The 15,114-nt window shown below is 73.0% G+C and carries 10 protein-coding genes; 9 read left to right on the top strand and 1 reads right to left on the bottom strand.

Annotation, left to right across the window (positions count from 1 at the left end; all coding sequences use genetic code 11):
* Positions 1-71: 71 nt before the first annotated feature.
* The 9 genes from QMK30_RS31610 to QMK30_RS31570 all read left to right on the top strand — a co-directional run bounded on the left by QMK30_RS31610 (position 72) and on the right by QMK30_RS31570 (position 13,852).
* Positions 72-3,185: an FAD-binding and (Fe-S)-binding domain-containing protein gene (locus QMK30_RS31610; protein WP_502963262.1), complete on the top strand. Its 3,114-nt coding sequence runs from the start codon at positions 72-74 to the stop codon at positions 3,183-3,185.
* Positions 3,186-3,689: 504 nt separating this feature from the next.
* A complete protein-coding gene (locus QMK30_RS31605; protein ID WP_283521763.1) occupies positions 3,690-4,667 on the top strand; it encodes an EamA family transporter in 978 nt (325 codons plus the stop codon).
* A gap of 103 nt (positions 4,668-4,770) precedes the next feature.
* Positions 4,771-5,634 carry a TIGR03084 family metal-binding protein gene (locus tag QMK30_RS31600; protein WP_283521762.1) on the top strand — a complete coding sequence of 288 codons (864 nt, stop codon included), beginning with the start codon at positions 4,771-4,773 and terminating at the stop codon, positions 5,632-5,634.
* Positions 5,631-7,346, top strand: a complete 1,716-nt coding sequence (locus QMK30_RS31595; RefSeq protein ID WP_283521761.1) for an acyclic terpene utilization AtuA family protein — start codon at positions 5,631-5,633, stop codon at positions 7,344-7,346. The genes QMK30_RS31600 and QMK30_RS31595 overlap by 4 nt, the downstream gene beginning before the upstream one ends.
* 114 nt (positions 7,347-7,460) lie before the next feature.
* Positions 7,461-9,062, top strand: a complete 1,602-nt coding sequence (locus tag QMK30_RS31590) for an acyl-CoA carboxylase subunit beta (protein WP_283521760.1) — start codon at positions 7,461-7,463, stop codon at positions 9,060-9,062.
* 7 nt (positions 9,063-9,069) lie between these two features.
* Positions 9,070-11,130: an ATP-binding protein gene (locus QMK30_RS31585; protein ID WP_283521759.1), complete on the top strand. Its 2,061-nt coding sequence runs from the start codon at positions 9,070-9,072 to the stop codon at positions 11,128-11,130.
* A 106-nt stretch (positions 11,131-11,236) separates the two neighbouring features.
* Positions 11,237-12,406 carry an acyl-CoA dehydrogenase family protein gene (locus tag QMK30_RS31580; RefSeq protein WP_283521758.1) on the top strand — a complete coding sequence of 390 codons (1,170 nt, stop codon included), beginning with the start codon at positions 11,237-11,239 and terminating at the stop codon, positions 12,404-12,406.
* Between the two features lie 64 nt (positions 12,407-12,470).
* Positions 12,471-13,232 carry an enoyl-CoA hydratase family protein gene (locus QMK30_RS31575; RefSeq protein WP_283521757.1) on the top strand — a complete coding sequence of 254 codons (762 nt, stop codon included), beginning with the start codon at positions 12,471-12,473 and terminating at the stop codon, positions 13,230-13,232.
* Positions 13,220-13,852 (top strand): TetR/AcrR family transcriptional regulator, encoded by a 633-nt coding sequence (locus tag QMK30_RS31570; protein WP_283521756.1) that lies wholly within the window; start codon positions 13,220-13,222, stop codon positions 13,850-13,852. The genes QMK30_RS31575 and QMK30_RS31570 overlap by 13 nt, the downstream gene beginning before the upstream one ends.
* A gap of 87 nt (positions 13,853-13,939) precedes the next feature.
* Here QMK30_RS31570 and QMK30_RS31565 read toward each other — a convergent pair whose 3' ends face one another.
* Positions 13,940-15,040 (bottom strand): citrate synthase 2, encoded by a 1,101-nt coding sequence (locus tag QMK30_RS31565; protein WP_283521755.1) that lies wholly within the window; start codon positions 15,038-15,040, stop codon positions 13,940-13,942.
* Positions 15,041-15,114 lie beyond the last annotated feature (74 nt).

Below are 15,114 nucleotides of genomic sequence, written 5' to 3'. Positions count from 1 at the left end.
GGCAACTCGCCCTGGAAGTAGCGATTCGAGGTGTGAGATGCGACACGTGATGCCAGGGCATCCTTACGTGTATGGCTGAACAGCGGGACGAACGGCGGCACGGGACGACGATCCACGCGCGTGACACCACGGCTCTGGTGCGCGAGTTGAAGTCGGCCGTGCGGGGAGAGGTCGCCTTCGACGCGGCGGCGCGCGCCCTGATGACGATGGACGCCTCCAACTACCGGCGCGTGCCCCTCGGGGTCGTCGCCCCGCGCGACGCCGACGACGTGGCCGCCGCGCTCGCCGTCTGCCGGGCGCACGAGGTGCCCGTCGTGCCGCGCGGCGGCGGCACATCGATCGCGGGGCAGGCCACCGGCACCGGCGTCGTCCTCGACCTCACCCGCCATATGCGGGCCATCACCGAGCTGGACCCCGAGGCCCGTACCGCCGTGGTGCAGCCGGGCGTTGTCCTCGACGACCTGCGGGCGGCCGCGGGCGCCCACGGTCTGACCTTCGGCCCCGACCCGTCCACGCACAGCCGCTGCACCCTCGGCGGCATGATCGGCAATAACTCCTGTGGCTTGCACTCGGTGGCCTGGGGCACGACCGCCGACAATATCCACCGGCTGTCGGTCGTCGGATACGGCGGCGAGGTACGGCACATCGGGCAGGGCTGGCAGGGGGCGCCCGAAGGGCTGCGCGCGCTGGTGGAAGGCAACCTCGCGCTCCTGCGCACCGGATTCCCTGAACTGCCCCGCCGCATCTCCGGATACGCCTTGGACGCGCTGCTCCCGGAGAACGGCGTGGACCTGGCACGCGCGTTCTGCGGGAGCGAAGGCACGCTGGGGGTGGTGAGCGAGGCGACCGTGCGCCTGGTGGAGGCGCCCCGCGCGCGGGCGCTCGCGGTCCTCGGGTACGCCGCGGAGGGCGCCGCCGCCGAAGCCGCGTCCGCCCTGCTGCCGTACGGGCCGCTGACCGTCGAGGGCATGGCCGAGGACCTGGTCCCCGCGCCGGAGCGGGCCCTGCTGCCGCGTGGCTCGGCCTGGCTGTTCGTGGAGACGGGCGGCGGCAGCCCCGGTGAGGCCCGCTCGCGCGCCGAGGCCCTGGTGAAGGCGGCCCAGGCGCTGGACGGCGTGGTCGTCACGGACGCGGCGGGGCAGCGCGCCCTGTGGCGCATCCGTGAGGACGCCAGTGGCACGGCGACGAGGATGCCGGACGGGAGCGAGGCCTGGCCCGGCTGGGAGGACTGCGCGGTCCCGCCCGCCAGGCTCGGCGCGTACCTGCGGGACTTCAGGGCGCTGCTCGGCCGGCACGGCCTGCGCGGCACGCCCTACGGGCACTTCGGCGACGGCTGCATCCATGTGCGGATCGACTTCGACCTGCTGAGCGAGGACGGCGTACGTCGGTTCCGCAGCTACTCCGAGGACCAGGCGGAGCTCGTCGTCGCACACGGCGGCTCGCTCTCCGGCGAGCACGGCGACGGCCAGGCCCGCGCCGAACTCCTGCCGAAGATGTACGGCGACGAGCTCGTCGCGCTCTTCGGCCGATTCAAGGACGTCTGGGACCCGGCGGGCGGCATGAACCCGGGCATGCTGGTCCACCCCGCCCGCCTCGACGAGAACCTCCGCTTCGCCGTGCTGCCCAAGGACCGGGTCGACGTCGCCTTCGCCTACCCGCACGACGGCGGCGACTTCTCGGCCGCCGTACGCCGCTGCGTGGGCGTCGCCAAGTGCCGCACCGAGGCGATCTCGGGGGCAGCCGTCATGTGCCCCTCCTTCCGGGCCACCGGCGACGAACAGCACTCCACGCGCGGGCGGGCGCGACTGCTGCACGAGATGCTCGCCGGGGAGGTCGTCACCGACGGCTGGCGCTCGACGGAGGTGCGGGACGCGCTCGACCTGTGCCTGTCCTGCAAGGGATGCAGGACCGACTGCCCGGTGGGCGTCGACATGGCCACGTACAAGGCGGAATTCCTGCACCACCACTACAAGGGTCGGCTGCGCCCCGCCGCGCACTACACCATGGGCCGCCTGCCCCAGTGGCTGCGACTGGTCTCCCGGCTGCGGCTCGCACGGGCGGCGAACGCGGCGGCAGGGATGCGTCCGCCGGCCGCCCTCGCGAAACGGCTCGGCGGAATCGCCCCGGAGCGGAACATTCCCCGGCTGGCCACCGAGACGTTCAGCAGCTGGTGGCACCGGCGGGTGAAGGAGCAGGGGCGGGACGGGCGGAGTGTGCGGGACACCTTGCGGGGTGGGCAGGTCGGGGACGGTCGGGGCCCGCAGGTCGGGGACGGTCGGCCGGTGCGCGGTGGGCAACAAGGCCCGCAGGTCCGGGACGGGCAGTCGGCGCAGGAGGGGCGGCCGGCCGGGGGCGCGGGGCCCACTGTCGTCGTGTGGCCCGACACCTTCACCAACTACCTGTCGCCGTCCGTGGGACAGGCCGCCGTACGGGTCCTGGAAGCGGCCGGGCTGCGGACCGTGCTCCCGCCCGCGATCGTCCTCCCCGTCCCCGACGAGGGGGACGGCGAGGTGGCGAGAAAAGGGGCCCGCGCCTTCGGCGTGCGCCGCCGGGGGGTCTGCTGCGGGCTCACGTACGTATCGACCGGGCAGCTGGACCGGGCCCGCGAGGTCATGCGGGGCACCCTCGACCTGGTCGCGCCGCTGCTGACCGGTGGCGCGCGGGTCGTCGTACTGGAGCCGAGCTGCGCGGCCGCGCTCAAGTCCGACCTGCCCGAGCTGCTGCCCGACGACCCGCGCGCCGCCGCACTCGCCTCGTCGGTACGGACCTTCGCCGAGGCCATCGAGGAGTGCGCCCCGCACTGGCAGCCGCCCCGCGTCGACCGCCCCGCCGTCGGCCAGACGCACTGCCACCAGCACGCGATCCTCGGCGACGCGGCCGAACGCCGGCTGCGCGAGCGGGCCGGGCTGACGGGCGAGCTGAGCGGCGGCTGCTGCGGGCTCGCCGGGAACTTCGGCTTCGAGCGCGGGCACTACGAGGTGTCGGTGGCGTGCGCGGAGGAACAGCTGCTGCCGTCCGTGCGGAAGGCGACGGGCGCGGTGGAGGGAGCGGGCGCGGGTGACGGTGGGCGCGCGGTCGTCCTGGCGGACGGCTATTCGTGCCGTACACAGCTGGAACAGCTGGCAGGGCAGCGGGCCAGGCACCTGGCGGAGGTGCTCGCGGACGGGCTGCCGGAGGGGGTGTAGGGGCGGCTGCCGGGACCGATTTTCGGCACCCTTTTCAGGAGGGGGCGTTGCGGCCACCGAACCGGCGCCGAACTGCCGGGATTCCTGCGCGCACCGCTGCCCGGGATTGCCGCGCTTCACCACGGGATGTGTCGGGGCCGTTCCTTGAGCCGGTGGAGTTCATGAAGCTCCGTGCGCAGGGTCTCACCTGGCCGGAGCTCGCTTCCGAGGATCCCTCCGTGTCTCTGAACGGTGCTGTCTCGTCGTACACCAACATCACGGCGGCTGACCTCGGGCTGGGCCGCTTCGACGTGGCTCACTTCGCGGTCGGGCGGGCTGACCGCTGGGAGCGCTCTGGAAGATCGTCAACGGGCTCCGCTTGTGCCGGGGCGGGCATGCGGCGGGTAGACGGCAGGTCAGGGGCGGGCGGCGTGTGGCCGCCGTGCGTGCCGTTCCCGGCGTCGGTCACCGCCCGCGTCAGGGGTGTGGACGGCGCATGCTCCTGTTCCACTTACCGTGGAGCGTATGGACCAGCCCACCTCTGCCGCCCTCGGCCACGTACCTGCCCCGGAGATATCCGGGTCCCTTTCCGCCGCCGAGGCCGCCGACGCCTCTGCCGCCCCTGCCGCGCCCGGTCCGGGCAACCGCGCCAGGCTGGTGCCGGTCGCGATGGTGGTGGCGGGCGGGCTGTCCGTGCAGTTCGGGTCCGCCGTCGCCGTCACGCTGATGCCGAGCACGGGCGCGGCCGGTGTCGTCGCCGTGCGGCTGACCTTCGCGGCCGTGATGCTGCTCATCGTCTGCCGCCCGCGCGTACGCGGGTACGCGCGCGCCGACTGGGGGACCATCGCCGCGTTCGGCGTGGCCATGGCCGGCATGAACGGGCTCTTCTACCAGGCGGTGGACCGCATCCCGCTGGGTGTCGCCGTCACCCTTGAGGTGCTGGGCCCCCTCGCCCTGTCGGTGTTCGCGTCCCGCCGCGCGATGAACGTGGTGTGGGCCGGGCTCGCGCTCGCCGGCGTCGCGCTGCTCAGCGGCGGCGGCTTCGGCCGCCTCGACCTGGTCGGTGTGGCCTACGCGCTCGGCGCCGGGGCGTGCTGGGCGGCGTACATCCTCTTCAGCGCGCGCACCGGACGCCGCTTCCCGCAGGCCGACGGGCTCGCGCTCGCGATGGGTGTGGCGGCGCTGCTCAGCCTGCCGCTCGGGCTGGCCGATGCGGGCACCAGGCTGCTGGAGCCGAGGACGCTGCTCCTCGGCGCCGCGGTCGCGCTGATGTCGTCCGTGCTGCCCTACACGCTGGAGCTGGTGGCGCTGCGCCGGCTGCCCGCCGCGACCTTCGCGGTCCTGATGAGCCTGGAGCCGGCCATCGCGGCGGTCGCCGGATTCCTGGTGCTGCACCAAGCGCTCTCCACGACCGACGCGTTGGCGATCGCGCTGGTCATCGGGGCGAGCATGGGCGCGGTACGGAGCCAGACGCGGCAGGGGCGGCGGAAGCCCACGGCGTAGGGGCCCTCGGACGCCGCACAGAAACAATGCAAGCACGCTTGCTTGTTTCTGTGCGGGCTGCCATGCTCCGGGACACACCGCCCACCCTTGAGGGGAGCGCACCGTGTCCGATCCGTCAGCCGTGCTCGACGATCTCCGTGCCGAAGGGGACGCACTCGACCAATTGGTCGGGGATCTGAGCGAGCGGCAGTGGTCGCTGACCACCCCCGCGCCACGCTGGAGCATCGCGCACCAGGTCGCGCACCTCGCCTGGACGGACACGGCGGCCCTGCTGTCCGTCACCGACCCGGAAGCCTTCGCGGCGGAGACCCAGAAGGCACTCGAATCTCCCGGCACCTTCGTGGACGAGGGCGCCGACGCGGGCGCCGAGCTGCCGGTCGACGAGTTGCTGGCGTGGTGGCGCGACGGGCGCGAACAGTTGCGGCGCGCACTGCGGATGGCTCCGGCCGGGGTGCGTTTCCCCTGGTACGGGCCCCCGATGGGCGCCGCTTCCATGGCGACGGGCCGGCTGATGGAGACCTGGGCGCACGGCCAGGACATCGCGGACGCGGTGGGCGTACGGCGTGCGCCGACCGCCCGGCTGCGGCACGTGGCGCGGATCGGTGTGCGGGCGCGCGACTACGCCTACTTCGTACGGGGCCTGGACGCGCCCACCGAGGAGTTCCGGGTGGAGCTGACGGCGCCGGACGGGTCCGGCCTGTGGACGTACGGCCCCGAGGACGCCCCGCAGCGGGTGACCGGGCCCGCGTTGGACTTCTGCCTCCTGGTGACCCAGCGGGCGCACCGCGCGGATGTCGCCGTACGCGCGGAGGGCACGGACGCGGACCGGTGGCTGGACATCGCGCAGGCCTTCGCGGGCCCCGCGGGTGAGGGGCGCCCGGCGTCGGGGGAGACAGTCGGATCGGCGGGCGAGACAGCCGGACGGTCGGGGGACAGCCCGGGGCCGGCCAAGGGTGCGGGCGCGTGACCCCGGCGCCGCGCCGGCCGCTACGGATCGGCAATGCGTCCGGGTTCTACGGCGACCGCTTCGACGCCGTGCGCGAGATGCTCACCGGCGGCGAACTGGACGTACTGACCGGCGACTACCTCGCCGAGCTGACCATGCTCATCCTCGGCCGGGACCGGCTGAAGGACCCCACACGCGGCTACGCCAAGACCTTCCTCCGGCAGTTGGAGGACGGGCTCGGTCTTGCCCAGGAGTGCGGCGTGAAGATCGTCGCGAACGCGGGCGGGCTGAACCCGGCCGGACTCGCAGACGCCGTAAGGGAGTTGGCCGACCGGGTGGGGGTGCCGGTATCGGTGGCCCACGTGGAGGGCGACGACCTGCTGGCGCGCGGGGGCTGGGGCGAGGGCGTACTGACCGCCAACGCGTATCTGGGCGGCGGCGGCATCGCCGCCTGTCTGGGCGCGGGTGCGGACGTGGTGGTGACGGGCCGGGTCACGGACGCGGCACTGGTCACCGGGCCCGCGGCGCACTGGTTCGGGTGGGGCACTGAGAGCGCCGGGGACCTGGACGCGCTCGCCGGGGCGGTGGTGGCCGGTCATGTGCTGGAGTGCGGGACGCAGGCGACCGGCGGGAACTACGCCTTCTTCGGCGGCCTCGACGTACGACGGCCGGGCTTCCCGGTGGCGGAGATCCACTCCGACGGCTCCTCGGTCATCACCAAGCACGAAGGTACGGGCGGGGTCGTCGACCTGGGGACGGTCACCGCGCAGCTGCTGTACGAGACGTCGGGCGCCCGGTACGCGGGCCCCGACGTCACGGCGCGGCTCGACAGCGTGCGGCTGGTGCGGGACGGGCTCGACCGGGTGCGGATCTCGGGCGTACGGGGCGAGGCGCCGCCGCCCACCCTCAAGGCCGGGCTGACCCGGATCGCCGGGTGGCGCAACGAGGTTGTGTTCGTTCTGACCGGGCTGGACATCGAGGCCAAGGCCGCGCTGGTGCGGGGTCAGGTGGAGGACGCGCTGGCGGCGGCGAAGCGGCGGCCGGCGCAGGTGCGCTGGGAACTGTCGCGCACGGACCACGCGGACGCGCCGACGGAGGAGTGCGCGAGCGCGCTGCTGCGGCTGGTGGTGCGGGACAGCGACCCGGAAGCGGTCGGCCGGGCGGTGAGCGGCACGGCGATCGAGCTTGCGCTGGGCAGTTACCCGGGCTTCCACGTGACGGCGCCGCCGGGCAAGGGGACGCCGTACGGGGTCTTCGAAGCGGCGGCGGTGGATGCGGCGGGCGTTGAGCACGTCGCGGTGCTGCCGGACGGGGCACGGGTGCGCGTGCCGGCCGCCGCGCTGACCCGGGTGCTGGAACCGGTGCACGCGCCCTCGCTGCCCTCGCCGCCGGCGCCCGGCCCCACCCGGCGGGCCCCGCTGGGCCTGGTGGCGGGGGCGCGGAGCGGTGACAAGGGCGGGGACGCGAATGTCGGGGTGTGGGTGCGCTCGGAGGAGGCGTGGCGGTGGCTGGCGCACGAGCTGACGGTGGAGCGCTTCGGTGAACTACTCCCGGAGACAGAGAAGTTGACTGTCACCCGGCATGTGCTGCCGAACCTTTGGGCGCTGAACTTCGTGGTGGAGGGGCTGTTGGGTGAGGGAGTCGCGGCACAGGCGCGGTTCGACCCGCAGGCGAAGGGGGCGGGGGAGTGGTTGCGCTCCCGGCACGTGGAGATACCGGAGGGGTTGCTGTGAGTGGGGGGCGCACCCCCCCCGCACCCGCACCCGCCCCCACGTCCCACGCACCCGCCCCGCGCCCTTTCTCCCACTCTCGTCCGTGCCCTCTCCCCACCCCACAGAGGTGACCCCGTGACCACGCTCGCCTCCGCCCTCGACCCCCACTCCCCCGAGTACGCCGCCAACCGCGCCGCCACTCTCGCCAAGCTCGCCGACCTCGACGTGGAGCACGCCAAAATGCTTGCCGGCGGCGGCGAGAAATACGTGGCCCGGCATCGCGAGCGCGGCAAGCTCCTCGCCCGTGAGCGCATCGAGCTGCTGCTCGATCCCGACACCCCGTTCCTGGAGCTGTCGCCGCTCGCGGCGTGGGGCAGTGACTACCAGGTCGGCGCCTCGATGGTCACCGGCATCGGTGTCGTCGAGGGCGTCGAGTGCCTGATCACCGCCAACGATCCCACCGTCCGCGGCGGGGCCAGCAACCCCTGGACGCTGAAGAAGGCACTGCGGGCCAACGAGATCGCGTACGCGAACCGCCTGCCCTGCATCAGCCTCGTCGAGTCCGGCGGCGCCGATCTCCCCTCCCAGAAGGAGATCTTCATCCCCGGCGGTGCGCTCTTCCGGGACATCACCCGGCTGTCCGCCGCCGGCATCCCGACCATCGCGGTCGTCTTCGGCAACTCCACGGCGGGCGGCGCGTACGTACCCGGCATGTCCGACCACACCATCATGATCAAGGAGCGGTCGAAGGTCTTTCTCGGTGGTCCGCCACTCGTGAAGATGGCCACCGGGGAGGAGAGCGACGACGAGTCCCTGGGTGGCGCCGAGATGCACGCTCGCACCTCCGGCCTCGCCGATTACTTCGCCGTCGACGAACCCGACGCCCTGCGCCAGGCCCGCCGTGTCGTCGCCCGGCTCAACTGGCGCAAGGCGCACCCCGATCCGGCCTCGGCCGCCGAGCCGCCCAAGTATGACGAGGACGAGCTGGCGGGCATTGTGCCCGGCGACCTCAAGGTCCCCTTCGACCCCCGCGAGGTCGTCGCGCGCATCGTCGACGGCTCGGATTTCGACGAGTTCAAGCCGCTGTACGGGCCCAGCCTGGTCACAGGGTGGGCCCGGCTGCACGGCTACCCGGTCGGCATCCTCGCCAACGCACAGGGCGTGCTGTTCAGCGAGGAGTCGCAGAAGGCCGCCCAGTTCATCCAGCTCGCCAACCAGCGTGACATCCCGTTGCTCTTCCTCCACAACACCACCGGCTACATGGTCGGCAAGGAGTACGAGCAGGGCGGCATCATCAAGCACGGCGCGATGATGATCAACGCGGTGTCCAACTCCAAGGTCCCGCACCTGTCCGTCCTGATGGGCGCGTCGTACGGCGCGGGGCACTACGGCATGTGCGGGCGCGCGTACGACCCGCGTTTCCTCTTCGCCTGGCCGAGCTCCAAGTCCGCGGTCATGGGACCCCAGCAGCTCGCCGGTGTGCTGTCGATCGTGGCGCGCGCGTCCGCCGCCGCGAAGGGGCAGCCGTACGACGACGAGGCCGACGCGGGACTGCGCGCCATGGTCGAGCAGCAGATCGAGTCGGAGTCCCTGCCGATGTTCCTGTCCGGGCGGCTGTACGACGACGGGGTCATCGACCCGCGCGACACCAGGACCGTCCTCGGCCTGTGCCTGTCGGCCATCCACACCGCCCCCGTCGAAGGCGCCCGCGGCGGCTTCGGCATCTTCCGGATGTGAGTCGGACATGACCAACAGTTCAGCACCGAGCAGTAGTTCCGCGCCGACCAGCAGCTCTGCACCGACGCACAGTTCCGCACCGACGAACAGCCCTGCGCCGACCGTCAGTCCCATCAGCTCCGTACTGGTCGCCAACCGGGGCGAGATCGCCTGCCGGATCTTCCGCACCTGTGCCGAACTCGGCATCTCCACGGTTGCCGTGTACTCCGACGCGGACGCCGACGCGCTGCACGCGCGCGTGGCCGACGCGGCGGTACGTCTCCCGGGCGCCGCCCCGGCCGACACCTACCTGCGCGGTGACCTCGTGGTGAAGGCGGCGCTCGCGGCTGGCGCGGACGCCGTGCACCCCGGGTACGGCTTCCTCTCCGAGAACGCAGGCTTCGCGCGTGCCGTACTGGACGCCGGGCTCGTATGGATCGGTCCGCCGCCCGAGGCGATCGAGGCCATGGCGTCCAAGACGCGGGCCAAGGAGCTGATGGCGAAGGCGGGGGTGCCACTGCTCGCGCCGGTGGGGGAGGTGCGGGCCGAGGACCTGCCGGTGCTCATCAAGGCGGCCTCCGGGGGAGGCGGCCGGGGCATGCGGATCGTACGGGAACTGGACTGCTTGCATGAGGAGTTGGAGGCGGCACGCGCCGAGGCGCTGTCCGCGTTCGGGGACGGCGAGGTGTTCGTCGAGCCGTACATCGAGCGGGGCCGCCATGTGGAGGTGCAGATCCTCGCCGACCACCGGGGCACGGTGTGGGCGCTGGGCACCCGCGACTGCTCGCTTCAGCGCCGCCACCAGAAGGTCGTCGAGGAGGCGCCCGCGCCCTTCCTGCCCGCCGGGCTGACCGACACCCTGTACGCCGCGGCCGTCCAGGCTGCCAAGGCCGTCGGCTACCGGGGCGCGGGCACGGTGGAGTTCCTGGTCTCCGGTGACCAGGCGTACTTCCTGGAGATGAACACCCGCCTCCAGGTCGAACACCCGGTGACCGAGGCGGTGTTCGGCCTCGACCTGGTCGCGCTCCAACTGCGCCTCGCCGAGGGCGAATCACTGCCGCTCGCGCCCCCGGCCCCGCACGGGCACGCGGTGGAGGCCCGGCTGTACGCGGAGGACCCGGCCCGCGACTGGCAACCCCAGACCGGGCCACTGCACGCCCTGCGGCTCGCCGAAGCGCCCGGACTGCGGGTCGACAGCGGATACGCGGACGGGGACGGGATCGGGGTGCACTACGACCCGATGCTGGCCAAGGTCGTCGCCCACGCGCCCACCCGCGCCGAAGCCGTCCGCAAGCTCGCGCACGCCCTGGAGCGGGCCCGTGTCCACGGCCCCGTCACCAACCGCGAGCTGCTCGTACGCTCCTTGCGCCACCCGGACTTCGTCGCCGGACGGCTCGACACCGGCTTCTACGACCGGCATCTGGAGGCCCTGACCGGCGCGCCCCCCGAGGCGACGCCCGCACTGGCCGCCCTCGCCGCCGCGCTCGCCGACGCCGCCACCCGGCGGGCGGCGCCCGGGACCCTGGCGGCCCGTATCGGCGGGTGGCGCAACGTGGCATCCCAGGCGCAGACGAAGACCTACCGTTCCGAGCCCGACGGCGCCGAGCACGAGGCCCGCTACCGGGCCACCCACGACGGCTTCACCGCCGAAGGCACCCCCGGCGTGCGGGTCCATGCCGCGCGCCCCCAGCGGGTCACCCTCGAAGTCGGCGGCGTACTACGCCACTTCGACGTCACCGCGTACAGGGACGAGCGCGGGGACAAGGTGTACGTCGACACCGCCACCGGCGCGCACACCCTCACCGCCCTGCCCCGCTTCCCCGACCCCACCGCCCGCACCGAGCCGGGCTCCCTGCTCGCTCCCATGCCCGGCACGGTCGTCCGCGTCGCCGAAGGGCTCGCGGAGGGCGCGCACGTCACCGCCGGGCAGCCCCTGCTCTGGCTGGAGGCCATGAAAATGGAGCACCGCGTCACCGCTCCCGCCTCCGGCACCCTCACCGCGCTGCACGCCGTCACCGGCCGCCAGGTCGAGGTTGGCGCCCTGCTCGCCGTCGTACAGGCCGAAGAGCACCCGGCGACACCCGAATAGGCACCCGTACCGGCCGAATAGGGCCCGAACCGGATGCGCAGGCCCCCGTACACGCACCCGTACAGACCGAAGAAGCACCCGCAACGGTCCAGGAGGCACAGCACTCATGAGCATCGCCACCGCAGTCGTCGAAACCGAAGAGCACAAGGCGCTCCGGTCCGCCGTCGCCGCCCTCGGGCGTCGCTACGGGCGTGACTACCTCACCTCCGTCGTACGCGAAGGACGCCACCCCGACGACCTCTGGGCGGACGCCGCCAAGCTCGGCTACCTAGGCGTGAACCTCCCCGAGGAGTACGGCGGCGGGGGTGGTGGCATAGCGGAACTCTCCATCGTTCTGGAAGAACTGGGCGCCGCTGGCTGCCCGTTGCTCATGATGGTCGTCTCGCCCGCCATCTGCGGCACCGTCATCGCCCGCTTCGGCACCGACCAGCAGAAGGCCGCCTGGCTGCCCGGCCTGGCCGACGGCAGCCTCACCATGGCCTTCGGCATCACCGAACCCGACGCGGGCTCCAACTCCCACCGCATCACCACCACCGCGCGCCGCGACGGCACAGACTGGCTGCTCACCGGGCGCAAGGTCTTCGTCTCCGGCGTCGACATCGCCGACGCGACCCTCATCGTCGGCCGCACCTCGGACGCGCGCAGCGGCAGCCTCAAGCCGTGCCTGTTCATCGTCCCGCGCGAGACCCCCGGCTTCCAGCGCTCGCAGATCGACATGGAACTCCAGGCTCCGGAGAAGCAGTTCGAGCTGGTGCTCGACGACGTACGGCTGCCCGCCGACGCACTCGTCGGCGACGAGGACGCGGGCCTCCTCCAGCTCTTCGCCGGCCTCAACCCCGAGCGCGTCATGACCGCCGCCTTCGCCGTCGGCATGGGCCGCTACGCGCTGGCACGGGCCGTCGAGTACGCCAAGGAGCGCACCGTCTGGAAGGCCCCCATCGGCACCCACCAGGCCATCGCCCACCCCCTCGCCCAGGCGCACATCGAGCTCGAACTGGCCCGCCTGATGATGCAGAAGGCGGCCCACCTGTACGACGCGGGCGACGACCTCGGTGCCGGAGAGGCCGCCAACATGGCGAAGTACGCCGCAGCGGAGGCCTGTGTGAAGGCCGTGGACCAGGCCGTCCACACCCTCGGCGGCAACGGCCTCACCCGCGAGTACGGCCTCGCCTCCCTCATTACGGCGGCGCGAGTGGCCCGTATCGCGCCCGTCAGCCGGGAAATGATCCTGAACTTCGTTTCCCACCAGTCCCTGGGTCTCCCCAAGTCGTACTAGAAGGCGCGATTCTGGCCACCACCCATTCAGTTGCGGGACCGGAACCACAAGAAGGGGCCCGCCCATGACGCCTGTACCCGCGCTCGTACGGGCCGCGCACGACCGCGGCGTCACCACCCTCACCCTCGACTCGCCGGCCAACCGCAACGCGCTCTCCGCGCGGCTGGTCGGCGAGCTGGGTGACGCCCTGGCCGCGTGCGCCAAGGACCCCGCCGTGCGGGCCGTGCTGCTCACCCACACCGGCAACACCTTCTGCGCGGGCGCCGACCTCAAGTCGCCGCCCGACCCGCACGCCTTCGTCCGGCTCCTGCGGGCCGTCGTCGAGCTGCCCAAGCCCGTCCTGGCGCGGGTGACCGGGCACGTACGGGCCGGGGGCCTCGGGCTGCTCGGCGCGTGCGACATCTCCGCGGCGGGGCCCGGCGCGAGCTTCGCGTTCACCGAGTCCCGGCTGGGGCTGGCGCCCGCCGTCATCTCGATGCCGCTGCTGCCGCGCCTGGACGGCCGGGCCGCCGCCCGTTACTACCTGACGGGGGAGCGGTTCGACGCGGCGGAGGCGGCCCGCACCGGGCTGATCACCATCGCCGCCGGCGGGGCGGCGGATGATGCCGTCGACGAGGCGCTCGCGCCCGTGCTCGACGGGCTGCGCAGGGCGTCCCCGCAGGGGCTGGCGGAGTCCAAGCGCCTGGTCACAGCTACAGTGCTGGCAGCTTTCGACCGGGACGCCGCCGAGCTCGTCGAGCGGTCGGCGGGTCTGTTCACCTCACCGGAGGCGGCCGAAGGCGTGACGGCATTCCTCGAACGACGGGACCCCGCATGGGTGCTGTGACCCCGCCCCCGGCCACAGTCGAAGCACCGGGCAGGGCCCCCGGCCACGCCCCCAAGCAGGACCGCTCCCGGGCCACCCGGCAGCGCCTCCTGGAGGCCGCCGTGTCCTGCCTGGCCGAACGCGGCTGGGCGGGCTCCACGGTGTCCGTCGTCGCGGAACGGGCCGGCGTCTCGCGGGGCGCGGCGCAGCACCACTTCCCGACCCGGGAGGACCTGTTCACGGCGGCCGTCGAGTACGTCGCCGAGGAGCGCTCCATGGCCCTGCGCGCCCTCTTCCCGGAGGGCCCGGCGCACCGCGCGGCCGTCGTCGGCGCCCTCGTCGACCTCTACACGGGCCCGCTCTTCCGGGCCGCCCTGCACCTGTGGGTCGCCGCGTCCAACGAGCACCAGCTCGGCGCCCGGGTCACGGAACTTGAAGCCCGCGTCGGCCGCGAGACCCACCGCATCGCCGTGGACCTGCTCGGCGCCGACGAATCGGTGCCCGGCGTACGCGAGACCGTCCAGGGCCTGCTCGACATGGCCCGCGGCCTCGGCCTGGCCAATCTCCTCACCGACGACGGGACCCGGCGCGACCGGGTGGTGGCCCAGTGGGCCAAGCACCTGGACGAGGCGCTGGGCTGAGCACATGACGAACGCCGGGCGGCTCACTTCCGCGAAGAAGTGAGCCGCCCGGCGCGTCGCCCGGTCCGCTCAGCGCTCGATGCCGCCTCAGCGCTCGATGTCGTCGAACCCCGTGACCTCGCGCGGATTGCGCGTCGCCGGGCCGATGTAGCGCGCGGAGGGGCGCACCAGGCGGCCCGTGCGCTTCTGCTCCAGGATGTGCGCGCTCCAGCCCGCCGTGCGCGCGCACGTGAACATCGACGTGAACATGTGCGCCGGGACCTCGGCGAAGTCCAGCACGATCGCCGCCCAGAACTCGACGTTCGTCGCCAGCACCCGGTCGGGGCGCCGCGCGTGCAGCTCCTCCAGAGCCGCCTTCTCCAGCGCCTCCGCGATCTCGAAGCGCGGCGCTGCGAGCTCCTTCGCCGTACGCCGCAGGACGCGCGCCCGGGGGTCCTCGGCGCGGTACACGCGGTGGCCGAAGCCCATCAGGCGCTCACCCTTGTCCAGGGCCTGCTTGACGTACGCGGTCGCGTTACCGGTGCGCTCGATGTCCTCGATCATGCCGAGGACACGCGACGGCGCCCCGCCGTGCAGCGGCCCGGACATGGCGCCTACCGCGCCCGACAGGGCGGCGGCGACATCGGCCCCTGTCGAGGCGATGACCCGCGCCGTGAAGGTGGAGGCGTTCATTCCGTGCTCGGCGGCCGACGTCCAGTACGCGTCGACGGCCTTGACGTGCTTGGGGTCCGGATCGCCGCGCCAGCGCTTCATGAAGCGCTCGACGACGGTGTCCGCCTTGTCGATCTCCTTCTGCGGCACCATCGGCAGGCCCTGCCCGCGCGCCGACTGGGCGACATACGACAGCGCCATCACGGCGGCGCGCGCGAGGTCGTCGCGCGCCGTCCGCTCGTCGATGTCGAGCAGCGGCTTCAGGCCCCACACCGGCGCGAGCATCGCCAGCGCGGACTGCACGTCGACGCGGATGTCACCGGAGTGCACCGGGATGGGGAAGGGCTCGGCGGGCGGCAGACCGGGGTTGAACGCGCCGTCGACCAGCAGGCCCCACACGTTCCCGAAGGACACGTGCCCGACCAGGTCTTCGATGTCGACACCCCGGTAGCGGAGCGCTCCGCCCTCCTTGTCCGGTTCTGCGATCTCCGTTTCGAACGCGACAACTCCCTCAAGTCCGGGTACGAAGTCGGACATCAGGCGGCTCCTCATGAGGTGTGCAGAATCAGCAGAGTCAGCAGATTCAGGTGTCAATTTCCGTCAGCACCGGG

This window comes from Streptomyces sp. H27-C3, assembly GCF_030063415.1.
Taxonomy (GTDB): Bacteria; Actinomycetota; Actinomycetes; order Streptomycetales; family Streptomycetaceae; genus Streptomyces.
This window is presented reverse-complemented; position numbering and strand designations above follow the sequence as displayed.

What these genes read in the sequence shown, in the direction of transcription:
- QMK30_RS31610 (WP_502963262.1), top strand. Translation starts at nt 72, where the DNA reads ATGGCTGAACAGCGGGACGAACGGCGGCACGGGACGACGATCCACGCG.
- QMK30_RS31605 (WP_283521763.1), top strand. Translation starts at nt 3,690, where the DNA reads ATGGACCAGCCCACCTCTGCCGCCCTCGGCCACGTACCTGCCCCGGAG.
- QMK30_RS31585 (WP_283521759.1), top strand. Translation starts at nt 9,070, where the DNA reads ATGACCAACAGTTCAGCACCGAGCAGTAGTTCCGCGCCGACCAGCAGC.
- QMK30_RS31580 (WP_283521758.1), top strand. Translation starts at nt 11,237, where the DNA reads ATGAGCATCGCCACCGCAGTCGTCGAAACCGAAGAGCACAAGGCGCTC.
- QMK30_RS31575 (WP_283521757.1), top strand. Translation starts at nt 12,471, where the DNA reads ATGACGCCTGTACCCGCGCTCGTACGGGCCGCGCACGACCGCGGCGTC.
- QMK30_RS31570 (WP_283521756.1), top strand. Translation starts at nt 13,220, where the DNA reads ATGGGTGCTGTGACCCCGCCCCCGGCCACAGTCGAAGCACCGGGCAGG.
- QMK30_RS31565 (WP_283521755.1), bottom strand. Translation starts at nt 15,040, where the DNA reads ATGTCCGACTTCGTACCCGGACTTGAGGGAGTTGTCGCGTTCGAAACG.